The sequence below is a fragment of the Haloferax sp. S1W genome (assembly GCF_044593955.1).
Lineage (GTDB): Archaea > Halobacteriota > Halobacteria > Halobacteriales > Haloferacaceae > Haloferax.
Genome location: NZ_CP172595.1, coordinates 239,927 through 262,069 on the forward strand (window position 1 = coordinate 239,927; position 22,143 = coordinate 262,069).

The window sequence follows — 22,143 nt, forward strand, 5'->3', positions numbered from 1 at the left end:
CCATGCTCCGCGACCCTCCCGAAGACCGAAGTCTCGACGCGCTTCTCTCCTTTGGCGTCGTCAACCTCGACAAGCCGCCGGGGCCGTCGGCCCACCAGGTGACCGGGTGGGTCCGCGACATGGCCGACGTAGAGCGGGCGGCCCACTCGGGCACCCTCGACCCCAAAGTCACCGGCTGTCTGCCGATTCTCCTCGGTGACGCCACTCGCATGGCGCAGGTGTTCCTCGAAGGCTCGAAGGAGTACGTCTCGGTCCTCGAACTCCACGGCCCGGCCCCCGCGGACATCGACTCGACCATCGCGGAGTTCGAGACCAAACTCTACCAGAAACCGCCGCGCAAGTCGGCCGTCTCGCGTCGCCTGCGCGTGCGCGAGATTTACGACCTCGACCTCCTCGAAGTGAAGGACCGACAGGCGCTCCTCCGCATCCGGTGTGAGTCGGGGACGTACATCCGCAAACTGTGTCACGACATCGGCCTCGCGCTCGGCACCGGCGGCCACATGGGCCATCTGCGCCGCACCGCGACCGACCCCTTCGACGACACGACGCTCGTAGACACCCACGACCTGAAAGACGCGCTCGCCTTCGCTGAGGAGGGCGACGAATCGTGGATTCGTGACGTCGTCTCGCCCGCAGAGCGCGCCCTGACGCACCTGCCGTCGGTGACTATCGCCGACAGTGCCGCCCGGGAGGTTGCAAATGGGGCCCCCGTGTACGCGCCCGGTGTCTTGGATGTGGACGACGACGCCGCTCGCGGGGATTTGGTGGCGTGCTACACCGACAACGGGTCGGCCGTCTGCCTCGGCGAACTCGTCGGCGACACCAACGCCGACTCGGGCACCGCCGTCTCGTTAGAGCGCGTACTGGTCTGAGTTCTATTTTCGGCGCTTCTGTTCCGCCTTCGAGAGCGTTTCCGCCTGCTCGTTGACGGAGTTGACCGCCCGCTTCGCATCCGGTTTGTCGAGGTCGTAGACGTATCGCCACGATGCGAGTGGATAGCCGTGCGATTCCTCGGGTTGTCGCTCCGGCGGTCGTGTGTCGTCGTCGCGCCGGAGGGACCACCAGCGGAGGACGCCAACAGTGACGGCGACGACGAGGAGGACTACCGTGCCCATATAGAGGAGGTCGAACGGGATTACGTCCAGGGGACTTGGCATTGTGTTGTCAGTAGTTGGCGAGAGGGTAAAGTGGTATCCCCCGATTCGATTCAGTAGGTTCGTTCAGTCATGTGCGACTAATTCGCACGACAGACCCTCGCTCTCCGACGACGAAACGAAGGGCTTAACCGCGAGACACGCATCGCTTTGAATGCACCCTGGGACCGTGGGGTAGTGGTATCCTCTGCCGATGGGGTCGGTAGGACCTGAGTTCGACTCTCAGCGGTCCCATACTTTTCCCGACGCTAACCTTCGAGCCGTGAGTCCGTTAGGACTCCGGCGAATTCCTCTTGCGTCGGGTGAATTATGCACAGAGCTGAGCGTCGAGCCCGGAAGTCGCAGCCGACGAGAGAAGCGAGGAGGACCGTCTTCCGACGTTCGACTCTCAGCGGTCCCACTCCACCTTTTTACTTCGTCGACTGTCGCTCTTCGAGCGACAGTCTCCTCGCAAAAACCTGTCTTCGTGAGCGATAGCGAACGAATGCTCGTGAGACGCGCCGCGTCTCACGGTGGACCAAAAACCTCCCGCGAGTGCTCGCTACGCTCGTCTCGCGGTACAGTAGCTAGGACACCATGTGACGCCGGTCTCGACTCGCGGCGGTTCCTGAACGCGATCATCACCTACGATCAGGCGTACGGTCCGATCCAGAACACGGTCGCTCGGAAGCACCTGTAGCGGGTGGCCTGCCGAGTGGCAACACTCTCAGTCGTCTCTTCTCTTTATATACTACACCGCTGTTTTCGGCTAACCCCCAGTTTCGTGTGGAACTTCGATAGTCCGTGAGCGGCGGCTTTCGCGGAGATCGAGCGGGCGCTGTTTCATCCAGCGGGACAGCCCCCTTAGTGAGTGTGACTAACGTCACAACTGCGAAAAAATAACCCTCCGCCTCCGCAGCTCCACCTGATCCACGCGAAGTGAATCTACGTCTGGAGAATCATTATTACTTTCCGTTGGTTCAGCTGAACGATGAGTGAGACAACAAACTATTGTGTTTCTTTTGTGACTTGAGTATAGGATGGTCGTGAATCAGGCTACAATCAATGCTGTTGATTTCCTTGATTATACTCAAAAAGAGGAGTTAGATAGTTTCCTATCATCACTCTCGGACTTCGATGATGAACCAGATACGACAAACTCAATCACGATGGGTATGCCTTCGAGTTCAACTGAGAATTGGGGGAGGCTCAGCAGTAATTCGGAGTACTTCACTCAAATTGAACTAGAAGTCAAAGAGATCTCATCACTCAGAAACACGTACGTGGTATTGTTAATCGGCTTCGTTAAACCCACTCACTTAGAGAAAATTTCTGAAGAATCTGATAGTGCTACTCTTCAGCCTGCTCGGGTTGAAATTCAAAATATTTGGAAAGAGAAGTTAGACGAAATTCCATTATTTCTTTCAACACGACATGAAGATACGAAAATAATCCCTGATACCGGGTTTCCAATAACGGTTGGAACTGTTAATTGCGACTTTGCAAAGCAATCTCAAATAGCGGATCAGACCATGACTCTTGACGAGTTGGCACGAGCCTATGAAAAGTACACGGATTCAACAGACTTCTTTTCGAACATCGGAATAGGATTAGGCCACAACCGATCTCTGTCTGGCATTTTTCAGAATAAAACTACAGTCTTAGGCCATTCTGGAGCGTATTTATACAACAACTGGATCAACCATTGTAACTATACGATTGTTGAGCTAAGCCGCGATGAGCCAAACCGTGACATGTTTTCAAAGCAAGCTCTATTGATTTCAGAGCATTATTTTTTGCGGATGATATCGATGGTTTTCATCATATATTGGTTTAGATACGCACAAATAAAGATCGACAAGTTGAGTGAGGGAGTTTACGAGCGTTCGCTATCAGAGATTAAAATGGATACCCCAATTGAGTCTGTCCAAGCCGAAATGGAAGACCTTCTTTCGGCCGAGATGTCTTTTATTGACTCATATTCTGAAGTAAACCGTCGAATTGCATCATCACGTTCTCATTTAGAATTAGTCTCAACATGGATCAATAGTCCCGAGAGGGGAGAGATTGGTTTGAGGAGTAAATACAGGATTTCAAGTGACACACATGAACCTATTCAAACGGGTGTTTTTGAAGAGATGATATCTGAAGCCTCAGACTTAATTGATACTGTAGAAACAGAGTATGACCGGCTCTTGGAGATGTACGAATTATCCTCAGATCGTTTTAACAAACGGCTTTCTCTCCAATCCACCTATACTAATCTCCAGATCAATAATACTGTGAAAATACTCACATATGCATTACTGTTTCTTGCAATTGTAGATGGGTTGGGTTTCTATGATTGGTTGAATAGTATTCTACCAGTCATTAGCGGATGGGTTTTAACACGTCTCGCGGCCATTTCCGTAATAACGGCCCTGCCTTTTGGAATTGACAGATACACAGATCTATTCTAAGTTTACAGAGTTCAGAGCAATTGTGATTTGGAGACATGTCAAAAGGTGCCTGCTATCGAGTCCGCTAATTTCCCTGACCCACGCCAATCTCGAAACTTCTCGAGCAACCCAACACCTCAAATCAAGACTTCACAGAGGATTGGCCACCACCGGGGGTCCGCCAAATCGCCCCATAGTGTAAGTAAGTATACGCCCGGTGGGGGGTGTGATGGTGGCCACTTCCCGAAGTATGCGCTGTCTGCCGGTTCGACGTTTTAGACTGACCACGGACCCACATTCGTAACGAGTCACATCGAAGATAGAACTAAGTAGGATTGGGTGGCCGATGAGGTGTCAGCAATGGTATTCCGAAAGCTCCGAAACCACGACGGCACCCCGCTTGTTGCACTCGACCGTGACGATCTCGTCCTCGACGGCGTGATTGCTGCGGACGAAGAGGAACGTGAAGATCAGAGCATGCACGTCCAGCGGCTTGGGAAAGGCATTTACGTCGTTCGGCCGGTGCCTGAGGATGGGCCTATGCAGCCGCTTCACGAGACCGAACTGTTGCAGGGACTCGTTCGATAGGAGTAAACAACTACCTCAAACTAGTCCCGCACTTTGGCGGGATAAAAAAACGATCCAGATTGATCGAGGTCATGAAATTCTTTCAGTACCTGTTTTGGTGGTATATGTGGTGCTACAGTATTGGTCACGGGTGAGTCTGTGATCGCTTCTTCAAGAGTCATGTCCTTGTGAATCTCTGTCACATAACTTATTATGTTGAACTTTGTCCTTTCTTGGAACATATTTTGAAAGGTCAACATGATAACAAACTCAATCTCAGATTCTCCCTTATCACAGAGATGGTTTATTACACGGGTGAATTCCCACTTCTGTACAGAATCAACGACAGTTGTTGCAATTGCAGGGCCAACAAACTCTTGTGTTTCGTTTCCACTTATGAAGTTTTTTCTCGATTGCTCTCTATCCTGATACAGTCCAGTTGTATATACTTGAAAGTCCTCATGGTAATCGATATTTTGGGGAACAACTTTGATTCCGGTTGAAATGTTTGTTGCAACACCTTGTCCAAGATTCGCGAGAGAAAACTGAAACAGATTATCTTCAACTTCCCATGAGGTGACACTGATATTCGGAACCTTGCCCATCTGCATCAATGACGTTTGAGTATCCAAGATTTCTGTTTGTGTATCCTGAATCTGGTTGAGCGATAAATAGATGTACACAAGAGCCAGAGAAAGGATCATTGATGCAGATATGTCAACAACCGTCACCAGCTCAAGGTATTCAACCGGAAGATAGGGTGTGATACTGTATAAGGTGGCAGGTAATATTAGTAATAATATCGCGATCATCACAAAAATGGGTAGAAGGTCCCTTTCAGATTCTCTTGATTTTTCCTTGGATTCACCCATTCTTACTCACTAAACCGACATTTCCTAAACGTGTAAATCTATGGGGTATTAGGATTAGGTTAGAGCGCTATAGTGTGGCTTCACAGACCATATCCCTGAGGGTGTCCATTCTTTGCTCAACCACGAGATTCGTGTAGGTGCTTGGACTGATTTATCAACAGTCTCGTTTTAGTCCACTAAACTAACGTGGTCCAAAATCGCGGTCTCACTTTATCCGGCGGCCGAGGACGAGGGAGTGGTCGCCTCAGACTTGCATTCACTTCGCCGTCAAGATACAGCTCGCCCCACTCTGTGATTTCGAAGAATTCCGCATCCGCGTCGTCAATGATCGGTGCGACAAGTCCCGCATGTGCGAGTACGCGACACCGTTCACGAACACGCCGGGGCGATGCATCGGCACTCAACTCCTGACTGCTCAGCTCTGCAGTACCAAGATCTTCTGATCGAAGTACCTCGAGGATACGGTCATCGAGCGCACATTGCTACGTTCCTGATTTTCGTATGGTGGGCATCAGAGGGGGTGCTACGATTCGGATTCAGCAGGCGTTTCTCCATTCTCGTTTTCCCCCTTGTTCCCTTCAGCCGATACTACTGGTCGCTCTGCTTCTGCGTCCCACTCTCCATCCAGATACTCCTCACCCTTGCTGGAGATGATGTAGACGCCATTACCGAGCGCAGTGAGCATACCGTTTTCCGCGAGCTTCCGAAGACGGCGAGAAATCTGAGCCTTCGAAATGTGGATGTACCCGCTTTCCTTCAGCTGCTTAGGCGAGCCTGACCCTTCTCCACACAGAGATACGTACTGAGTGCCCGAAACGTATTCATATGTGTACGTGTATGTTTACATGATGGCGACGAAAACAATCACTGTGACCGAGGAAGCGTACGAGCGACTTCGTACGATGAAGCGCGGTGATGAAAGCTTCACTGACGTTCTCCTCCGTATCACCGGCGGAGAGAAAGACGTGATGAAGGGTTTCGGTTCGTGGAAAGAGTCAGGCCTTCGTGAGGCGGTGGAGGACGCGCGAGAGGAGTTCGACGAAGACTTCGAGAACCGGCAGGCATCACAGTGAACTGTCTCGACACAAACGCGCTCATTGACTACTTGGAGGGAGAGCAAGCTATCGCGGAGTACCTAGAGGAAAGCCAGCAACCGTATTTCGCTCCGACAGTCGCGCTGCACGAAGTCTTTGTCGGGGCGGCGAGACTCCGCGGATCAGACGGTGTCGAAAACACACGCGATGGGTTGGACTGGCTCGAGCCGATGCCCCTTACTGTTGACGGCGCTGCGGAGGCAGCGAAGATCGACGCAGAACTCCACGCGGACGGAACACCGATTGGCGCACTGGATATGCTCATTGCGGGTGTCGTTCGCGAGGCGGGCGGTACACTCGTTACTGCGGATAGCCACTTCGACCACGTCGACGGTCTGGTGACGGTCAACTATCGGGAACAGTAACCGCGATACGACGACGCAAAAAAATCCGAATCGGTTAGTCGAATCACTTGGTCTCGGAAATAACGAGGACCTCGATATTGCCACCGTAGGGGTCGTCGATGTGGCCGCTTGCGTCGCGGAAGAGCGCCTGAAGACTCACATTGACAGTGTCGCCGTGAACGTCGGCGTCGGTCTGAATCTTCTCGGTCATGATGTGGTGGTCTTCGCCGTCGTATCCGATGTCGAAGCTCTGGATGGCCGTCTCTGCTGCCGTAACCTGTCCACGCGCGCCGATATCCTTCGAGTCAGTGTACTCGTGTCCCGTTACGTCTGAGAACGAGAACTGGACTGTTTCTAGTTCGGTTGGCATTGTGTAACACCAGCTAGTAAATGTTACTGAGACTACAAATACATTATTATTTTCTAACTAATAAAATATGATAATATTTTGGTTGAAGCGATGTCTTGCGATTTCGTACAGAGAATTGGAACTCACACCCTCCGAATAACACACCCCTCCGACGGGACCGTGATAATTGCATCCCTGGTGTGTGTCCCGCCCAAACGGGGTGAACCAGCTTGCGTCAAGAAAGTACGCACATATCCGAACGACCTATCCACTCCACCACCGTCAGAAACTACTCACCATCCTCCGATTCCCCCGGAGTAACCCGATTCGCTGACTCACCCTGCAGCGTCATACACGTCCCAGAGAGTTGCGCGACGAGATTTCCGTCTTCGTCCGTAATCTCACACTCGGCGAGTCCAATCGTCCGTCCCTTATGAACCACGCGCCCGATGGCCTCTAACTGGCCGCTCCAGACCGGTCGCAGGTAGTTCACCGTAAGGTCGACAGTCGTAAACGACGCACCCGGTTCGACGGTACTCATGTAGGCAGTACTCAGGGCTGCATCGCCGATATCGCAGAGGACACCGCCGTGAATCGTACCCATCGGATTGGCGTGTTCCGGTCCCGCGTCGAGCACCCATCGCGATTCTCCCTCGCCCATCGAGCGTAACTCGATTCCCAGCAGACTCCCGAGTGGCCACGTCGGAAGCTCGTCGTCCAGCATCTTCCTGAACCCCTCCGGACCCTGGAACCCCCCGTCGCGGGTGAAGGCGATAGCCTCCTCCAACTCGATTCTCCGCTTCGTCGATTCGCGGATGAGTGCCTCCGGTGAATCGGTCACATCCGTGAGTCGGTCGTAGGTCTCCTGCGCTAATTCGAGCGTCACCGTGGTCGTTTCACTCGGCATCGTTCGCATACTATGTCATGTGTTGGCATAATTTTGGCCAACAATCCAGCGACGACCTTTCATCGAGTCGGCATCGGCAGTGGGTGTCTCAGGGCGCATATGTCCCCGTCAACTGCGTTCGGCCAAGCAGACGGCCGCGCATGGCTTCTCCGACAGCACGTTTGTCCGCCGTTCGCGGAAGGTCGAGCGTCGTGTCGAGGGCGTACAGTTTGAATCGGTAGGTGTGTCGCTCGTCGGGCGGGGCGGGACCGCCGTAGCCCCGATTACCGAAATCGTTGGTCCCCTCGATAGCGTCTGAGGGCGTCCAGCCTTCGGGAATGGTCGTCTGAGTCGGCGGGATGTTCCAAACGAGCCAGTGCAGCCAGACCTTGCCCGCGGGTTCGACCGCGTCGGGGTCGTCCATAATGAGCGTCAGCGACTGTGTCTCGGGCGGACTATTCGCTATCGACAGCGGCGGATTGACGTTGTCGGTGTCGTGGCCGTACGTCCGTGGAATCGCCCCGCCGTCTTCGAAGGCCGAACTGGTGAGTCGCAGGTCCCCCATCTGTGTGGCGTCGCCGAGTGCCGGGTTGTCCGATTCCGGCGTTGAGGCCGGTGCACCGCCGTCGTCGCCTCCCGCACACCCAGCAAGCGCTGCTGCAACCGCTGTGACAACTGCCCGGCGGGTGTGTGAGTCAGACACCATTCGCTGGTTCGAGATAGTCGACGAACACGCATATCGTTACTCCTGACCCCGCCGACGCCGGGGTGTCTCACCCCGAGACTCCCCGAGAATCGCCACGAACTCTCATTACCGTCCCCGAACTACAGAAGGTATGACAATTCATGGACTCCATCACGTCGTGCTCCTCGTCGATGACGTGCCGGAAGGCGAAGCATACTACCGCGAGTTGTTCGACATGGAAGTCTCGTTCCGCGAGGGAGTCCGTGGCAGTGAACCCGGAACGCTCCCAGCGGAGCCAGACTGGGACGATGCAATCGAAGCCGGAATCACCCCAACGATGTCGTTTCTCGGCCGAGACGAGTTCTCGCTCGCCGTCGCGTCCGCCACGGGGAGTTCGGGCAACGGTCCGGTCGACCACATCGCGCTGGCCGTCGACGACGACTCCTTCGAGTCGATTACCGAGCGCGCCGAAGCCCTCGGCAGTACTGTCGAGCGAAACGCACCCCACCACCGACTGTTCACCGACCGATACGGTCTCGAATGGGAACTAAACGCGACTACCCGCCCACCGGGCCGGGCGTTCGAAACGTTCGAGCTATAATGCGCCACCGTTCGCTATTTGTGTAATCGAACTGAACGAACAGCAGATGCCGCCCTCCAGACGACAGGCCCTCGCACTCGCCGGTGCAACGCTCCTCGGCGGCTGTACGGGCCTTCCACGAAGCGCCGTAAGGGAGGAGATGCCCGACCCAGAACCGTTCCTGACAGAACCAGCTGATTGGGAATACCCTCAGTACGACGCCGCGAATACGAACGCACCGCCGGGGTATGCCGCACCGGACAGCCTCTCGCAGAAGCCAGAGGTGACGGCAACGTTCACGGCCGACCAAATCGACCACTGTGGCGGTCCCATCGTCGCCGACGGAATAGTGTACCTCACATTCACTGGATTCGAGAGGCACGACCCCTTCGGGCGGTTAGCCGCCCTCGATGCCAGGACTGGGGAGAAACAGTGGCAGACCTCCGTCGAAAGCAGTTGGGCGTACACACCGGTTGTGGCCGCCGATACTGTCTATTGGCTCAAAGGAGCAAACGATGTGCGTGCACTGAGTCCCGTTGATGGAACGAGTCGGTGGAAGAAACAGCAGATGAACCACGAACCGCCCCTTGCGGCGCACGGACTCGTCTTAACTGAAAGTGACAACTATCGAAAGCCCGCCCTCGAAGCGCTTGACCCGCAGACTGGTGAGATTTACTGGTCGCGGAACGAGGGGGGACGCTCGTGGGACATCGTCGCGGCCGACGACGACTCGTTCTACGCGAGACTCGACGCACACACCGACGAGCAATCGTCCGAACTCCACGCTATCGACCCGCTGACTGGCGAAACGCAGTGGTCGACGGCGCGAATCGCACCACGGTCGGTGACGGTGGGGTCCCAACACGTATACGCCACCACTGGTCGACCGGATGCGCGAACGGTACTCGCACTCGACATCGAGACGCAGGGGATTGCGTGGTCGGAAACGCGCGACATGCAGCACGATATCTCTGAGAGAGGGGCGGTCAATGGTGACCGGACGGCGGCGGTAGTCGCCGACGAGTTCGTCTTCGTTCATGTCGACTGGCACGGGGCCTTCCACGACCGAATCGAGGCGCGCGAGAAGGAACGCGGAAAAGTCGTGTGGGAACTCGAAGGAAACGGGGACGGGACTGTCTCCTATGCACCACCAATAGTTGCTGGTGATTCGCTGTACCTCCTTTCGCGGCGAGAAACTTCGGGCCAACAGGCGACCAGCACGCTCCGTGTACTCGATACGACGGATGGAACCGAGCGAGAACGAATCGAATTGTCTGCGCCAGTCTATGGGCGTCCGGTCGTCGCCGACGGCCGTTTGTTCCTCACGATGCGGACATCGTCCGGTCGCCCCGACCGAATTCGACTCGCGGCGTTCGGAGAATCATAGATGCCACCGAACCAGTCCCGAGTACCCTCTCGTATGAACCGGCGGGGGAGAGCGAAGTTAGGGGATATCCCCCGATTGAGGGAGAAAAAGAGGAGAGAAGATTCACTCGCGGGAGAAAACCCGCGCGTGAGGTGCGACCTGTTTCGTCGCGTATCCGAGCAGCCACGCCGACGCATTCACTAGATTGAGGCCAACGAACAGGAGGACGACACCGACGACAGAAACCAAAAGCGCACCCTGGAAAGAAGTCACTTCACCGGTGACGAGATGAACCGGTTCGGCGATGGTGAACGTCCAGAGGTCTTGCGTGAATCGAATTTCCGGGAGAACCTGCACGTTGTCGGCCGTAATGCCGAACGTGACGCCGGGCATGTCGTAGTACAGCGGGAGGAGTATGAACGATGCTACCAAGGTGACCCACGTGGTGAGCGCGGCGAACAGTCCGACACCGACCCAGAATTTCGCACAGGCGACGACGAGGCTGACGTACGTGCCGTAGTCGGTTGCGAGGTCTTTGACGTACGGGACGATGCCGTCGTCGAGCGTCGCTTCGCCGGTTCGGTGAGTCAGTTCGAACCCGAGGAGTCGGCGGGCGCTCTCCGTCTCGATGCGCATGAATACGGTGCCGAGGAGGAGTGTCGCCACGAGGAGTGGTGCACCGAACAAGAGGAGGATACTGGCACCACCGATAGCGCCCGTCGAGATGAGCGTCACGAAGTACAGGATACCGAGCGGGAACGCTGCCAAAAGGTACAGGAAGTTCTTGTACGTCTGTGCGTGAAACGGCGCACCCACGGCTTGAGAGACCACCGTGGAAACGTCGAGAGCGCGGGACTCCGTTTGCGTCATCGTATGGTCAATCAGCCAAGAAGAAATAATACCTTGCTCCTGACTTTCCGGGTCGGAAACTCGGCACTATCTTATATACTCTCTTCGTGGCATCGAAGACCGTGAGTGAGGATTGCGACGATGCGACGGTACTGAGCCTCCTCGACGACGAGTACGCTCGGACCATTCTCACCGCAACCAGCGAGAAACCAATGTCCGCGACCGAACTCGCAGAAACCTACGACATGTCTCCGCCGACCGTCTATCGCCGTGTGGAGTCACTGAAAGGCTGTAACCTCCTCACCGAACAGACCCAGTACGACGAGTCTGGCCACCACTTCGCGGTCTACAGCGCCAACGTCGGACAATTCACGGTCACCTTCGACGACGGAGAGATGACGCTTGACGTCGCCCGCGAGTCGGAAACAGAGTCCCCTGCAGACCGCTTTACCCGCCTCTACGAGGAGTTACGATGAGTCCACTACACGCCCCTACCCTTCAGATCGCCCTGCAAGTGACCGAGACGGGGTCGAACACCCAGATCACACTCGTCTTCGCCAGTTTCGTCGTCTCCGCACTTCTCGGGCTGTTTATCGCACGGAAAGCCTACCAGGGCTACCGCCGCAACGACAGCACGCCGATGCTCTTTCTCGCCATCGGTATCATCCTCTTGACCGCCGTCCCGGCAGTGTTCTCGTTCGGACTCTCGACCTTTACGTCCCTCCCCGGGTCGATGGTCGTCATCGTCACGAACCTGACCGAACTCGCCGGTCTGGTCGCAATCGCGTACTCACTGTACGGCCGGTTCTGAGTCGAACACGGCCCAGTTCGATGCCCGTCTGACCACGTGATTTACCACGACCAGTAGCACGACGCTCGTGACGATGATTCCGACCTCCGTCGGCGTCGAAAGCAATCCGAGCGAGACGATAAGCGTCGTCGCGCAGGCGGGTGCGTGGACAGTGTCGGTGGCGACCATTCCCCAACTCGTCGCGACGACAGAGAGGAAACCGCTGGCGACGAGTCCGAGTCCTGTAAGAGAGAACGCCGGTGGGGCGGCCGTCAGCGTCGTTCCTGCCCCCAGAAGCGAGTAGGCGAGGAGGCCAGCGACTGCGCCGATGACGTGGCCCCCGACGACGCGCGTGCTCCGAGGGCGCTCGGACTCCGATGCGAACGCGAGGACGAACGCCGAGGGACCGAGACTGGGGAACACGAACGCCTGCCCGCTCGCCCACGCAACGACGCCGAGCGTAGCAAACAGCAGGCCAGCGGTCAGTCCCGTTTCGAGTCCACGGCGTTGCATACCCGTACATCCGCGGATACTCCCTGATAACGATGTCTGACTCGGTTCGTCGCGTCCGAGTGCTTACGTTCCTCGGAGATGCGCGACAGCACCGCCCGCCAGACCGGTGATAGCGAAGTCGACACCTCGGACGATGACGTTGTACAGTCCGCTCCCAACCAGACGCAGTTCGAACTCCCCGGCCGGAACGATTGCGATGGCGGCAGGAACGAAGCCAACGAGTGCTGCGACACCGCCGACTAGACCGAAGAGCGCGGCGAACGATTTGTACTCGGCAGCGATGTCCGCCCGACCACCGGCCCAGTAGCCAGTCAGGAACACGACGACCGGAGAGAGAAGAAACGAGACAACGCCCATTCCCATGGCTAGCGCACCGAGCGGGACCGCATTTCGATGTGCGACGACCGGGAGGAACTGCTGGACGGCGGTGACGACGCCGATGACGAGTCCGACGAGAGCGACGGCGAGTCCAATCTGGCGGGTTTGCATGGCGAGAGTGAGGTATCAACAGTCAGTCAATTATGTCTGTCGGCAGCCGACCCGCTCACTCGTTCACTGACAGAGGGGGGTTCAAGTGTTCCTGCAACGACACCGTAGCCATGCCCGGAGCAGTCTTTCTCGAAGGCGACCACGTCGAACTCCGAACTGTCGACGAGTCGGATGTCGAGTTCCTCCACCGGATGGTCAACGACCCACGGATTCGACGCGGTATCGCCGCTGTAGACCCGGTGACGCGGGCCAACGAACGCGACTGGGTCGAGTCCCGTGGCGACGGCGACGACATCAACTTCGTCGTCTGCGACGACGGCGAGCCGGTCGGAACAATCGGTCTCAAACCGCCGAACAGCATCAACGGGGCGGCCGAAGTCGGATACATCGTCGCACCCGACTACTGGGGCAACGGGTACGCGACGGACGCGCTTCGGGCCATCTGCGGATACGCCTTCGACGAACGGCGACTACACAAGGTGTACGCGAACGCCTACGAGACCAACCCGGCGTCGTGCCGCGTCTTGGAGAAGGCAGGGTTCGAAAAGGAGGGCGTCCACCGCGACCAGGGGTTCGTCGACGGCGACCACGTGGACGTGTTCCGGTACGGACTGTTAGCTCACGAGTGGCAGCACGCTGGGAACGAATCGAGTCGTAAGACCGACCGCGAGAGTTGGATTTAGCTCAGGTCGTCGGTCTCGAAATCGGCCGCCTCAGATCCAGCCTTCTTCGACGAGGAGTTCGCCGTTGAGGACCGACGCACCGGCCGCGCCGCGAATCGTGTTGTGGGCGAGGCAGTTGTACTTCACGCCGTTGGGCGTCTCCTGAATCGCACCGGCGGAGATTTGCATGCCGTCGCCGCGGTCGCGGTCGAGACGCGGTTGCGGGCGGTAGTTGTCTTCGAAGACGTGGATGAGTTGCTCGGGCGCGCTCGGGAGGTCGACGCCGGGGTACTCGCGCATCGCGGCGGCGACATCCTCAGGCGAGGCGTCCTCGACGAGGTCGGCGAAGACACTTTCGAGGTGACCATCGAGCGTCGGGATGCGGTTACAGGAGGCGTTGACCTCGGCGTCGTGGAGCGCGACTTCCGCGCCGTCGAAGGTGCCGAGGAGCTTGCGCGATTCGGTCTCCATCTTCTCTTCTTCGCCGCCGATGTGCGGGATGGCGTTGTCGATAATCTCCATCGAGGTGACGCCGTCGTAGCCCGCACCGGAGACGGCCTGCAGGGTCGTCACGTGGACGCGGTCGAGACCGAACTGGTCGAGCGCGGCGAGCGTCGGGACCATCGTGATGGTCGAGCAGTTCGGGTTCTTCACGAGCGCGCCGTCCCACCCGCGCTCGTCGCGCTGGACTTCGATGAGGTCGAGGTGGCCGGGGTTGATTTCGGGGATGGTGAGCGGCACGTCGGGGGCCATGCGGTCGTTCGAAGAGTTCGACGAGACGACGTAGCCCGCTTCGAGGAAATCCGGTTCGACCTCGGCCGCGACGGACGACGGGAGGGACGAAAACAGGAGGTCAACGTCGTCCGGAACGTCCGCGGGGTCGGTTCGACCGACTTCCATCGCCGCCACATCGTCCGGAATCGGCGTATTGACTCGCCACTTTGCAGCCTCGCCGTACGTCTTGCCCGCGCTCGACTCGCTGGCGGTCACTGCCGCGAGTTCGAAGGTCGGGTGGTCTTCGAGGAGTTGGATGAATCGCTGTCCGACTGCACCGGTTGCGCCGAGGATTCCGATTCGTACTGCCATTACCCGTGTCGTAGTGTCTCACACGCATAAGGTCGTTTGGATTTGATCCGATATTCACCGTGTTCGGCGGCTGACAGCGGGAAAATCGCCCGAATCCATCATGGTTAACGATACTATTCGACGATTAGCGAACGAGTGGCCGACGCGCGTTGGAGAAACCGATAGAATAACGTGTGGTTCCCTGAAAGACTACCGTAAATGTTCAGTAAGGTTCTCGTCGCCAACCGAGGTGAAATCGCAGTACGCGTCATGCGTGCGTGCGAAGAGTTGGGTGTCCGAACCGTCGCTGTCTACAGCGAGGCCGACAAGCACGGTGGCCACGTGCGATACGCCGACGAGGCGTACAACATCGGTCCCGCTCGTGCGGCAGATTCGTATCTGGACCACGAGGCAGTCATCGAGGCGGCCCGCAAGGCCGACGCCGACGCCATCCACCCCGGATACGGGTTCCTCGCGGAGAACGCCAGGTTCGCCCGCAAGGTCGAAGAATCCGAGTTCAAGTGGATTGGGCCGTCGGCCGACGCGATGGGGCGACTCGGGGAGAAGACCAAGGCGCGCTCGCTCATGCAGGACGCCGACGTGCCCGTCGTCCCCGGAACGACCGAACCCGCCGAGTCCGCCGAGGACGTGAAGGCTGTCGCCGAGGACTACGGCTACCCGGTCGCTATCAAGGCCGAAGGTGGCGGTGGCGGCCGCGGTCTGAAGGTCGTCCGCACCGAGGAGGAAGTCGACGACCAGTTCGAGACGGCCCAGCGCGAGGGTGAGGCGTACTTCGACAACGCCTCTGTCTACGTCGAGAAGTACCTCGAAGCGCCGCGCCACATCGAGGTGCAGATTCTCGCCGACGAACACGGCAACGTGCGCCACCTCGGCGAGCGCGACTGCTCGCTCCAGCGCCGCCACCAGAAGATTATCGAGGAAGCTCCCTCCCCGGCGCTCTCCGACGACCTGCGCGAGCAAATCGGTGAGGCCGCGCGCCGCGGTGTCAAGGCCGCAGAGTACACCAACGCGGGGACGGTGGAATTCCTCGTCGAGGACGGCGAGTTCTACTTCATGGAGGTCAACACGCGGATTCAGGTCGAACACACCGTCACCGAGGAAGTGACGGGTATCGACGTGGTGAAGTGGCAGATTCGCGTCGCCGCCGGTGAGGAACTCGACTTCTCGCAGGACGACGTGGAAATCGAGGGGCACTCCATGGAGTTCCGTATCAACGCGGAAGCCCCCGAAAAGGAGTTCGCGCCCGCGACCGGCACGCTCACGACCTACGACCCACCGGGCGGTATCGGCGTCCGCATGGACGACGCCGTCCGTCAGGGCGACGAAATCGGCGGCGACTACGACTCGATGATTGCGAAGCTCATCGTGACCGCCTCGGACCGCGAGGAGGTCCTCGCCCGTGCCGAGCGCGCACTCGCCGAGTTCGAAATCGAGGGGCTGCGGACGGTTATTCCGTTCCACCGCCTCATGCTCACCGACGAGTCGTTCCGCGAGGGAAGCCACACTACGAAGTACCTCGACAACGTTCTCGACCCCGAGCGTATCGAGGCCGCAGTCGAGCGGTGGGCACCCGAAGCCGTCAACAACGACGACGGCGAGGAGGACGTAACCGAGCGGACCTTCACCGTCGAGGTCAACGGCAAGCGCTTCGAGGTGAGCCTCGAAGAACGCGGCGCGCCCGCCATCCCGCTGGGCGACATCAACGGCAGCGCGGGCGGCGCGTCGAAGCCGTCGGGGCCGCGCAAGCGCCGTGAGGACAGCGGCGGCGACCAACAGCAGATTATCGAAGGCGACGGCGAGTCCGTCACCGCCGAGATGCAGGGGACGATTCTCTCCGTCGCCGTCGACGAGGGTGACGAAGTCGAACCCGGAGACACCGTCTGTGTCCTCGAAGCCATGAAGATGGAAAACGACGTGGTCGCCGAGCGCGGCGGCACCGTCTCGCAGGTCCTCGTCGGCGAGGGCGACAGCGTCGACATGGGCGACGTGCTTCTCGTCCTCGAATAGGACGCGACAGTCGTCGCTCCCCGCCGCAGCGAACTCCGAACGGGAACCGCGAACCTCTTTTCACACGCGTGAGTAGCCGTTCTCATGAGCGACACGCGACGCGCCCTCCTTTCCGCACTCGCCGAGGGGCCAGTTTCCGGACCCGAACTCGCCGACCAACTCGACATTTCTCGTGCCGCCGTCTGGAAGCACGTCGAGTCGCTCCGCGAGGAGGGGTTCGTCGTCGAGAGTACCCCCAACGGCTACGTCGTCGCCGACGTACCGGAGTACGGCGGTCCGGCAATCGAATACGGGCTGGAAGCCGACTACGACGTGGAGTTTCACGAGGTGCTGGCCTCGACGAACGAGCGCGCCCGCGAACTCGCCGCCGAGGGCGCAAGCGACATCGTCGTCGTCGCCCGCAAGCAATCAGCCAGCAAGGGACGAAAAGAGCGCGTGTGGACCTCGCCCGACGGCGGCGTCTGGATGAGTGTGCTCATCCGCCCCGACGAACCGCCTGCGTTTGCACCGTTGTACACGCTCGCGATGGCCGTCGCCGTGTGCGATGCGGCGCGTGAGGCGGGAGTAGATGCGAGTATCAAGTGGCCGAATGACGTGATTGTGAGCGAAGCGAACAATCGCTCGTCAGGCTCGCCGGAGTCTGACGGTGTTATCGTGAGCGAAGCGAACAATCGCTCGTCGGGTGCCCAAGCGTCCAACCACGACTACCGAAAACTCTGCGGCATCCTCACCGAGATGGAAGGCGAGGCGGACCGCGTCTCGTGGTTGGTCATCGGACCGGGCATCAACGTCAATATCGACCCCGAAGCGCTCCCGGAGGAGGCGACGAGCGTCGCTATCGAATCCGGGCCTGTCGAACGTCGCGTGTTCGTCCAGCGGGTGCTCGAACGGTTCGACGAACTCCACGCAGACCTCGACAGCGTCCTCCCGGCGTGGCGCGAGCGGGCAGACACACTCGGGCGACGGGTTCGCGTCCACACGGCGAGTGGCGTCATCGAAGGCGAGGCTATCGACATCGAACACCCGGGGACGCTGGTTGTCCGGACAGACGATGGCGAAAAGCGCGTCCATGCCGGAGACTGCGAGCACCTCCGTCCCGCACCTGAAGCGTAAGAAATCGGGTCGCTACTGCTCGCCGTCGGCGGTCGCCGCAGCGTCGCTCGCGGATTCCGGCGCACCGGCGTTGGTTTCGGCGGAGGCGGCCTCGACGACCGGGTCCGATTCTTGATTTCCGCCCTCGATTCTAACGGTCAAGACGGGAACCGAAGACGCCTGGACGACCTTCTCGGCGACCGAACCGAGGAGGAGGCGGTCGATACCACCGCGTCCGTGTGTCCCCATCACGATGAGGTCGCACTCGCCGCGCTCGGCGAACTTGACGATTTCTCGACTCGGTGTGCCTTCGAGGATATGTGTCTCGACCGGGACGCCCCGCTCGTTGGCGGCGTGCTCGACGAGACTGACCGCGGCCTTGGCGTCCGAACGCAACAGGTCGTCGATGCCCTCCCACGAGGTTTCCATCGGGAGACCCGCGAAGCTTCCGGCGTTCATCACGTACACGCCGTGAAGTTCCGCACCGTGAATCTCAGCGAGTGCGGCGGCGTGGGTCGTGACGCGCTCGGAGCCGTCTGACCCGTCGATTGGGACGATGATTCGGTCGTACATCTCTATGACACTTGGTAACATATTATCGAGGCCGCTAATAACGCTTTGCTACGTGCGGATTACTGCGAGAATATGTCGGACGGGACAGGTGTCCTCCGATTACAGGTACACGTTTTTCACGTCGGCCATCCCGGCGCGGCGGACGACTGCGCGAACCACGTCTTGGACGCCGGCCAGATTGTCCGAGTCGCCGTCGAGGACGAGGAGTTTCGCGTCGCGGCCCTCCTCGACGAGGCCGTAGTTCAGGTCGGCGATGTCCGCGCCGTTGACGGTGGCCATGCGGAGTATCTCGACGGCGGGCACGTCCGCCAGTTTCGACGTGAACTCCATCTCGCGGAACATCGAGGGGCTGTTCAACATCACGTTATCCGTGCCGAGAGCGACGGTCGTTCGCTCGACGAGTTCCCTGATGGGTGGGACGCCCACCCCAGTCACGAGGTTCGACCGCGGGCAGACGACGATTGGAATCTCGTTGTCTTCGACGCGCTGGAGGTGAGACGGTTCGGGGTAGACCATGTGGACGAGGAAGTCGGGGTCGAGGTCCAACGCGGGAGCCACGTCGTGGGGGTCACGCTCGCCCGCGTGGATGCCGAACAGTTTGCCAGCCGCTGCGGTCTCGGTTCTGAGTTCTCCGAACTCGGCGTCTCGCGCCCCCGACGCGCCGAATCCGTCTGCTTCTCGCATCGCATCCGCCGTCTCTCGGCCGAGGATGACGGCCTCGATGTCGCGGCCGTCGAGCGCCATCCGAATGGTTTCGACGCCCTCGACACCGCCTTCGCGGAATTCGAGACACGCCGCGGTCCCGCTTTGTTCCATCATGCGGAGCGAGCGAGCCATCGCGGCCGCCTTCTCCTCGGTGCTCGCCGCCCGGAGTAGCCGATGTTTCAACCCATCCGGCGGGGCGACCAGTTCGTCCAGCGAGAGTCCGCCACCCGCCTCCTTCGCGATGGAGTCACCGAGGTGCGTGTGCGCGTTGACGAACGCTGGTAGGATGATATCGGTCGAATCGGTGGCCGTCTCCTCGACGGCGGTTATCGTTCCGTCTTCGACGACGACCCGGCCCTCGACCGGTTCGAAGTCCCGGCCACGAAGTACGGTCCCCTCGAGTTGCATCGCTCGGGAGTCGGTCGCCGTGCCGCTTGAACCTCCCGCATCGAGATGGGACGACCGCGTGCCTCTCCGCGGAGACGACCTACTCGAAGTCGTCGAGCGTCGCGTTGAGACCGCTTCGAACCTCGTTGACGAGGGCACCGCTTACGTCCAATCCGAGGGTGTCGGCGGCCGCGCGGCCGACGGAGTCTGTCTCGTCAGCGGGCGCGTAGACACCGAGTCGCCACTGCTGTTCCTGTGCGGTCCTGAGCGCCTGCACGAGCGGTGACTCGCGCTCTAACTGCCGAATCTCGCCGTTGACCATCACGCGAGAGGACGACTCTGTCATCGAGGGGCGCGAGGGGATATCGACGATGACAGACTCGGGGGGTACGTCCGCAACGTCGGCGATATCCCGTTCGAACTCGGCAATCGTCTCGTGGTCGGCGTCGAGGAGCGATTCGGGAACGTCCTGTAGTTCGGCCCAGACCGCTCGTTTGTACAGGTCGCGGGTGGCCAACCGCTCGGCGAACTCGCTAGTCGAGGGGTTGAGTCGAAGGCCGACCAGCAGGTCGTAGTCGTCCATTCGGCGCAGTTCGTAGGCGTCGATGTCGGGTTCCGCGAGCAGTCGCTCGGACGCGCGGCGCAGCATCGCCTTCGAGATACGAGCGACGTGGTGGGCGTAGACGGTCGGATTCATGAGTGCCCGGGCGAGGAGGAGGGATTCGGCGGTCTGGACGTTCCCTTCGGCGAGGACGAGTTCGCCGTCGACGAAGGTGAGTTCCCGAATCAGTCGCTCGTGGTCGATGGTGCCGTAGGGGACGCCGGTGTGGTGGGCGTCGCGGACGAGGTAGTCCATCCGGTCTACGTCGAGTTCGCCAGAGACGAGTTGGCCGAACTTCGCGTCCCCGGCGACGAGGCGAGCAACCCGTTTCGGGTCGAGTCCGTGGTCGTCGAGAACCGACCCGACAGTCCCCCGGGTGACGAGTTCCTCCACGTCGTCGTGGTACTTGCCGGTGTGACGGTGGGTCACGTCCTCGATGTTGTGGCTGTAGGGGCCGTGGCCAACGTCGTGGAGGAGGGCGGCCGCCTCGATGTGGGCCGCAGCGTCACCCTCGATACCGAGGTGTGAGAGGGCGCGCGAGGCGAGGTGGTAGACCCCGAGGCTGTGTTCGAATCGCGTGTGATTCGCGGAGGGATAGACCAGTTGGACCGTTCCCAACTGCTTGATACGGCGGAGTCGCTGCATCTCCGGCGTATCGAGGAGGGCTTCAGCGACGCCCGTGACCTCGATGTGGTCGTGGACGCTGTCCTTGATGGTCGCCATGGTGGGGGTTCGACCGTCACCGGGTAAAAAGGGTCGGGCGGAGTTCGGTGCCGATAGTCGAGTACGGGAATTGCCGATAGTCGAGTACGAGAATGGAAATCACACGGGCGCAGTCACGCGCATCGGAAGCCCAAGCACATCGACTGCGGCCGCCGCAACTTCGTCTCGAACCGCGTCGGGCGCGTAGACGCCGAGTCGCCACTGGATTCGCTCGGAGGCCCGCAGTGCGCCGACGAGTTCCGAGGCGTCTTCGAGTCGCCGGACGACGCCGTTGACGACGACGCGCGACCGCGACTCCTTGATACGAGGCCGTGACGGGGAATCGACGATGACTGACTCTGGGTCCACGGCGGCCACCTCTGCAATGTCGCGTTCCGCTTCGCGGGTCGCCTCGTACCCGAGTTCGACGACATCCGCTGGCACCGCGTCGATTGGTGCCCAGACCGCCCGCTTGTACAGGTCGCGGCGTTCGATTCGTTCCCCGAGGTCGGGGACGCGTTCACCGAGCGCGACGAGCAGGTCGTGGTCGGCCATTCGGACGAACTCCTCGATTGGGAGGCCGTCGTCGACGAGTCGCTCAGAGGCGCGTTCGAGCATCGCACCCGCGATTCGGGAGACGTGGTGGCGGTAGACCGTCCCATTCATCAGCGCGCGGGCGAGGAGAAGGGATTCGGCGGTCTGGACGTTCCCCTCGGCGAGGACGAGTTCCCCGTCTCGATACCGGAGTTCGCGGACGAGTCGGCCGTGGTCGATAGTGCCGTAGGGGACGCCGGTGTGGTGGGCGTCGCGGACGAGATAGTCCATCCGGTCTACGTCGAGTTCCCCCGAAACGAGTTGGCCGAGGCCACCCGCGCCGTCGACGATATCGGCGACCCGCACCGGGTCCAGACCGTGTGCTTCGAGCGCCTCACCGACGACAGAGCCGTCGAGCAGGTCGTGAATCTCGTCGTGGTCGCGGCCGGTTCGGCGGCGGATGAGGTCCTCGGTCTGGTGGCCGTAGGGGCCGTGTCCGATGTCATGGAGGAGAGCGGCGGCACGGACGTGGGCGGCTTCCTCGCCTTCGATACCGAGGTGTGAGAGGGCGCGCGAGGCGAGGTGATAGACCCCGAGGCTGTGTTCGAATCGCGTGTGACTCGCCGAGGGGTAGACGAGACGAACCGTCGAGAGTTGTTTGATATGGCGGAGGCGCTGGAACTCGGGCGTATCGACGAGGTCGGCGGCCACGGGGTCCAGAGAGATGTAGTCGTGGACGCTGTCTTTGACCACGGTCATAGCGGCAGTTGGGCAACAGGCATCAAATAGCCGACCATTCACTTCCGTGGGTTCGGTAGCAGTCTCCCGTTCTGTGGGGG

Annotated in this window: 26 protein-coding genes and 1 tRNA gene; 13 read left to right on the plus strand and 14 right to left on the minus strand. The window is 59.6% G+C overall.

The window, feature by feature from the left end; translation table 11 throughout:
* The first annotated feature begins 2 nt into the window (after positions 1-2).
* Positions 3-872, plus strand: a complete 870-nt coding sequence (locus ACH9L7_RS01260) for an RNA-guided pseudouridylation complex pseudouridine synthase subunit Cbf5 (protein WP_396611941.1) — start codon at positions 3-5, stop codon at positions 870-872.
* 3 nt (positions 873-875) lie between these two features.
* Here ACH9L7_RS01260 and ACH9L7_RS01265 read toward each other — a convergent pair whose 3' ends face one another.
* A complete protein-coding gene (locus ACH9L7_RS01265; RefSeq protein ID WP_396611942.1) occupies positions 876-1,157 on the minus strand; it encodes a hypothetical protein in 282 nt (93 codons plus the stop codon).
* Positions 1,158-1,317: 160 nt separating this feature from the next.
* Between ACH9L7_RS01265 and ACH9L7_RS01270 the strand changes: the two genes are divergently transcribed.
* The 3 genes from ACH9L7_RS01270 to ACH9L7_RS01280 all read left to right on the plus strand — a co-directional run bounded on the left by ACH9L7_RS01270 (position 1,318) and on the right by ACH9L7_RS01280 (position 4,159).
* A tRNA-Pro gene (locus ACH9L7_RS01270) sits at positions 1,318-1,388 on the plus strand.
* A 785-nt stretch (positions 1,389-2,173) separates the two neighbouring features.
* Entirely contained in the window at positions 2,174-3,592 is a 1,419-nt protein-coding gene (locus tag ACH9L7_RS01275; RefSeq protein WP_396611943.1) for a hypothetical protein, read from the plus strand.
* 339 nt (positions 3,593-3,931) lie between these two features.
* The gene (locus ACH9L7_RS01280) at positions 3,932-4,159 is read left to right on the plus strand and encodes a hypothetical protein (protein ID WP_396611944.1); all 228 of its coding nucleotides are present in this window, start codon (positions 3,932-3,934) and stop codon (positions 4,157-4,159) included.
* A gap of 20 nt (positions 4,160-4,179) precedes the next feature.
* Here the strand turns inward: ACH9L7_RS01280 and ACH9L7_RS01285 are convergent, their stop codons facing one another.
* The gene (locus tag ACH9L7_RS01285; protein ID WP_396611945.1) at positions 4,180-5,010 is read right to left on the minus strand and encodes a hypothetical protein; all 831 of its coding nucleotides are present in this window, start codon (positions 5,008-5,010) and stop codon (positions 4,180-4,182) included.
* A 523-nt stretch (positions 5,011-5,533) separates the two neighbouring features.
* Positions 5,534-5,695 carry a hypothetical protein gene (locus ACH9L7_RS01290; RefSeq protein ID WP_396611946.1) on the minus strand — a complete coding sequence of 54 codons (162 nt, stop codon included), beginning with the start codon at positions 5,693-5,695 and terminating at the stop codon, positions 5,534-5,536.
* Positions 5,696-5,858: 163 nt separating this feature from the next.
* On the opposite strand from ACH9L7_RS01290, the gene ACH9L7_RS01295 reads away from it, so the two are divergent.
* Both ACH9L7_RS01295 and ACH9L7_RS01300 read left to right on the plus strand, forming a co-directional pair.
* On the plus strand, positions 5,859-6,083 hold the full coding sequence (locus ACH9L7_RS01295) for an antitoxin VapB family protein (RefSeq protein ID WP_396611947.1): 225 nt from the start codon (positions 5,859-5,861) through the stop codon (positions 6,081-6,083).
* A complete protein-coding gene (locus tag ACH9L7_RS01300) occupies positions 6,080-6,469 on the plus strand; it encodes a type II toxin-antitoxin system VapC family toxin (protein WP_396611948.1) in 390 nt (129 codons plus the stop codon). Before ACH9L7_RS01295 ends, ACH9L7_RS01300 begins: the two co-directional genes overlap by 4 nt.
* 43 nt (positions 6,470-6,512) lie before the next feature.
* On the opposite strand, the gene ACH9L7_RS01305 is transcribed toward ACH9L7_RS01300, so the two are convergent.
* The 3 genes from ACH9L7_RS01305 to ACH9L7_RS01315 form a co-directional block, all read right to left on the minus strand.
* Positions 6,513-6,818: a hypothetical protein gene (locus ACH9L7_RS01305; protein ID WP_396611949.1), complete on the minus strand. Its 306-nt coding sequence runs from the start codon at positions 6,816-6,818 to the stop codon at positions 6,513-6,515.
* A gap of 268 nt (positions 6,819-7,086) precedes the next feature.
* Positions 7,087-7,704, minus strand: a complete 618-nt coding sequence (locus tag ACH9L7_RS01310) for a PaaI family thioesterase (RefSeq protein ID WP_396611950.1) — start codon at positions 7,702-7,704, stop codon at positions 7,087-7,089.
* Between the two features lie 88 nt (positions 7,705-7,792).
* On the minus strand, positions 7,793-8,389 hold the full coding sequence (locus ACH9L7_RS01315) for a YbhB/YbcL family Raf kinase inhibitor-like protein (protein WP_396611951.1): 597 nt from the start codon (positions 8,387-8,389) through the stop codon (positions 7,793-7,795).
* A gap of 130 nt (positions 8,390-8,519) precedes the next feature.
* Here ACH9L7_RS01315 and ACH9L7_RS01320 point away from each other — a divergent pair, with 130 nt between their 5' ends.
* Together ACH9L7_RS01320 and ACH9L7_RS01325 are read left to right on the plus strand one after the other, a co-directional pair.
* The gene (locus ACH9L7_RS01320) at positions 8,520-8,969 is read left to right on the plus strand and encodes a VOC family protein (RefSeq protein WP_396611952.1); all 450 of its coding nucleotides are present in this window, start codon (positions 8,520-8,522) and stop codon (positions 8,967-8,969) included.
* A gap of 46 nt (positions 8,970-9,015) precedes the next feature.
* Positions 9,016-10,335, plus strand: coding sequence for a PQQ-binding-like beta-propeller repeat protein (locus ACH9L7_RS01325; RefSeq protein WP_396611953.1), 1,320 nt, complete (start codon positions 9,016-9,018; stop codon positions 10,333-10,335).
* A 102-nt stretch (positions 10,336-10,437) separates the two neighbouring features.
* On the opposite strand, the gene ACH9L7_RS01330 is transcribed toward ACH9L7_RS01325, so the two are convergent.
* Positions 10,438-11,184, minus strand: coding sequence for a sensor domain-containing protein (locus ACH9L7_RS01330; RefSeq protein WP_396611954.1), 747 nt, complete (start codon positions 11,182-11,184; stop codon positions 10,438-10,440).
* Positions 11,185-11,285: 101 nt separating this feature from the next.
* Between ACH9L7_RS01330 and ACH9L7_RS01335 the strand changes: the two genes are divergently transcribed.
* Together ACH9L7_RS01335 and ACH9L7_RS01340 are read left to right on the plus strand one after the other, a co-directional pair.
* Entirely contained in the window at positions 11,286-11,639 is a 354-nt protein-coding gene (locus ACH9L7_RS01335) for a helix-turn-helix domain-containing protein (RefSeq protein ID WP_396611955.1), read from the plus strand.
* Positions 11,636-11,974, plus strand: a complete 339-nt coding sequence (locus ACH9L7_RS01340; protein WP_396611956.1) for a hypothetical protein — start codon at positions 11,636-11,638, stop codon at positions 11,972-11,974. Before ACH9L7_RS01335 ends, ACH9L7_RS01340 begins: the two co-directional genes overlap by 4 nt.
* On the opposite strand, the gene ACH9L7_RS01345 is transcribed toward ACH9L7_RS01340, so the two are convergent.
* Positions 11,954-12,466 carry an HPP family protein gene (locus tag ACH9L7_RS01345; RefSeq protein ID WP_396611957.1) on the minus strand — a complete coding sequence of 171 codons (513 nt, stop codon included), beginning with the start codon at positions 12,464-12,466 and terminating at the stop codon, positions 11,954-11,956. The genes ACH9L7_RS01340 and ACH9L7_RS01345 overlap by 21 nt on opposite strands.
* 63 nt (positions 12,467-12,529) lie before the next feature.
* Positions 12,530-12,955: a hypothetical protein gene (locus ACH9L7_RS01350; protein WP_396611958.1), complete on the minus strand. Its 426-nt coding sequence runs from the start codon at positions 12,953-12,955 to the stop codon at positions 12,530-12,532.
* 110 nt (positions 12,956-13,065) lie between these two features.
* On the opposite strand from ACH9L7_RS01350, the gene ACH9L7_RS01355 reads away from it, so the two are divergent.
* Positions 13,066-13,638 carry a GNAT family N-acetyltransferase gene (locus tag ACH9L7_RS01355; RefSeq protein WP_396611959.1) on the plus strand — a complete coding sequence of 191 codons (573 nt, stop codon included), beginning with the start codon at positions 13,066-13,068 and terminating at the stop codon, positions 13,636-13,638.
* A gap of 30 nt (positions 13,639-13,668) precedes the next feature.
* On the opposite strand, the gene asd is transcribed toward ACH9L7_RS01355, so the two are convergent.
* The gene (asd, locus tag ACH9L7_RS01360; RefSeq protein ID WP_396611960.1) at positions 13,669-14,703 is read right to left on the minus strand and encodes an aspartate-semialdehyde dehydrogenase; all 1,035 of its coding nucleotides are present in this window, start codon (positions 14,701-14,703) and stop codon (positions 13,669-13,671) included.
* A gap of 198 nt (positions 14,704-14,901) precedes the next feature.
* On the opposite strand from asd, the gene pccA reads away from it, so the two are divergent.
* Positions 14,902-16,710 (plus strand): propionyl-CoA carboxylase biotin carboxylase/biotin-carboxyl carrier subunit, encoded by a 1,809-nt coding sequence (gene pccA / locus ACH9L7_RS01365; RefSeq protein WP_396611961.1) that lies wholly within the window; start codon positions 14,902-14,904, stop codon positions 16,708-16,710.
* Positions 16,711-16,794: 84 nt separating this feature from the next.
* Positions 16,795-17,823: a biotin--[acetyl-CoA-carboxylase] ligase gene (locus ACH9L7_RS01370; RefSeq protein WP_396611962.1), complete on the plus strand. Its 1,029-nt coding sequence runs from the start codon at positions 16,795-16,797 to the stop codon at positions 17,821-17,823.
* Between the two features lie 12 nt (positions 17,824-17,835).
* Here the strand turns inward: ACH9L7_RS01370 and ACH9L7_RS01375 are convergent, their stop codons facing one another.
* The 4 genes from ACH9L7_RS01375 to ACH9L7_RS01390 all read right to left on the minus strand — a co-directional run bounded on the left by ACH9L7_RS01375 (position 17,836) and on the right by ACH9L7_RS01390 (position 22,063).
* Complete coding sequence (locus ACH9L7_RS01375; RefSeq protein WP_396613311.1) at positions 17,836-18,381, minus strand: universal stress protein; 546 nt, start codon at positions 18,379-18,381, stop codon at positions 17,836-17,838.
* Between the two features lie 93 nt (positions 18,382-18,474).
* Positions 18,475-19,488 (minus strand): amidohydrolase family protein, encoded by a 1,014-nt coding sequence (locus ACH9L7_RS01380; RefSeq protein ID WP_396611963.1) that lies wholly within the window; start codon positions 19,486-19,488, stop codon positions 18,475-18,477.
* Positions 19,489-19,567: 79 nt separating this feature from the next.
* On the minus strand, positions 19,568-20,791 hold the full coding sequence (locus ACH9L7_RS01385) for an HD domain-containing protein (RefSeq protein ID WP_396611964.1): 1,224 nt from the start codon (positions 20,789-20,791) through the stop codon (positions 19,568-19,570).
* A gap of 99 nt (positions 20,792-20,890) precedes the next feature.
* A complete protein-coding gene (locus ACH9L7_RS01390; RefSeq protein ID WP_396611965.1) occupies positions 20,891-22,063 on the minus strand; it encodes an HD domain-containing protein in 1,173 nt (390 codons plus the stop codon).
* Positions 22,064-22,143 lie beyond the last annotated feature (80 nt).

Excerpts from the sequence above, each read along its gene's own strand:
- ACH9L7_RS01320 (WP_396611952.1), top strand. The coding sequence starts at position 8,520 with ATGACAATTCATGGACTCCATCACGTCGTGCTCCTCGTCGATGACGTG.
- ACH9L7_RS01325 (WP_396611953.1), top strand. The coding sequence starts at position 9,016 with ATGCCGCCCTCCAGACGACAGGCCCTCGCACTCGCCGGTGCAACGCTC.
- ACH9L7_RS01310 (WP_396611950.1), bottom strand. The coding sequence starts at position 7,704 with ATGCCGAGTGAAACGACCACGGTGACGCTCGAATTAGCGCAGGAGACC.
- ACH9L7_RS01280 (WP_396611944.1), top strand. The coding sequence starts at position 3,932 with ATGGTATTCCGAAAGCTCCGAAACCACGACGGCACCCCGCTTGTTGCA.
- ACH9L7_RS01350 (WP_396611958.1), bottom strand. The coding sequence starts at position 12,955 with ATGCAAACCCGCCAGATTGGACTCGCCGTCGCTCTCGTCGGACTCGTC.
- asd (WP_396611960.1), bottom strand. The coding sequence starts at position 14,703 with ATGGCAGTACGAATCGGAATCCTCGGCGCAACCGGTGCAGTCGGACAG.
- ACH9L7_RS01385 (WP_396611964.1), bottom strand. The coding sequence starts at position 20,791 with ATGGCGACCATCAAGGACAGCGTCCACGACCACATCGAGGTCACGGGC.
- ACH9L7_RS01315 (WP_396611951.1), bottom strand. The coding sequence starts at position 8,389 with ATGGTGTCTGACTCACACACCCGCCGGGCAGTTGTCACAGCGGTTGCA.
- ACH9L7_RS01340 (WP_396611956.1), top strand. The coding sequence starts at position 11,636 with ATGAGTCCACTACACGCCCCTACCCTTCAGATCGCCCTGCAAGTGACC.
- ACH9L7_RS01275 (WP_396611943.1), top strand. The coding sequence starts at position 2,174 with ATGGTCGTGAATCAGGCTACAATCAATGCTGTTGATTTCCTTGATTAT.
- ACH9L7_RS01295 (WP_396611947.1), top strand. The coding sequence starts at position 5,859 with ATGGCGACGAAAACAATCACTGTGACCGAGGAAGCGTACGAGCGACTT.
- ACH9L7_RS01370 (WP_396611962.1), top strand. The coding sequence starts at position 16,795 with ATGAGCGACACGCGACGCGCCCTCCTTTCCGCACTCGCCGAGGGGCCA.
- ACH9L7_RS01345 (WP_396611957.1), bottom strand. The coding sequence starts at position 12,466 with ATGCAACGCCGTGGACTCGAAACGGGACTGACCGCTGGCCTGCTGTTT.
- ACH9L7_RS01390 (WP_396611965.1), bottom strand. The coding sequence starts at position 22,063 with ATGACCGTGGTCAAAGACAGCGTCCACGACTACATCTCTCTGGACCCC.
- ACH9L7_RS01265 (WP_396611942.1), bottom strand. The coding sequence starts at position 1,157 with ATGCCAAGTCCCCTGGACGTAATCCCGTTCGACCTCCTCTATATGGGC.
- ACH9L7_RS01355 (WP_396611959.1), top strand. The coding sequence starts at position 13,066 with ATGCCCGGAGCAGTCTTTCTCGAAGGCGACCACGTCGAACTCCGAACT.
- pccA (WP_396611961.1), top strand. The coding sequence starts at position 14,902 with ATGTTCAGTAAGGTTCTCGTCGCCAACCGAGGTGAAATCGCAGTACGC.
- ACH9L7_RS01285 (WP_396611945.1), bottom strand. The coding sequence starts at position 5,010 with ATGGGTGAATCCAAGGAAAAATCAAGAGAATCTGAAAGGGACCTTCTA.
- ACH9L7_RS01260 (WP_396611941.1), top strand. The coding sequence starts at position 3 with ATGCTCCGCGACCCTCCCGAAGACCGAAGTCTCGACGCGCTTCTCTCC.
- ACH9L7_RS01290 (WP_396611946.1), bottom strand. The coding sequence starts at position 5,695 with ATGCTCACTGCGCTCGGTAATGGCGTCTACATCATCTCCAGCAAGGGT.
- ACH9L7_RS01305 (WP_396611949.1), bottom strand. The coding sequence starts at position 6,818 with ATGCCAACCGAACTAGAAACAGTCCAGTTCTCGTTCTCAGACGTAACG.
- ACH9L7_RS01330 (WP_396611954.1), bottom strand. The coding sequence starts at position 11,184 with ATGACGCAAACGGAGTCCCGCGCTCTCGACGTTTCCACGGTGGTCTCT.
- ACH9L7_RS01380 (WP_396611963.1), bottom strand. The coding sequence starts at position 19,488 with ATGCAACTCGAGGGGACCGTACTTCGTGGCCGGGACTTCGAACCGGTC.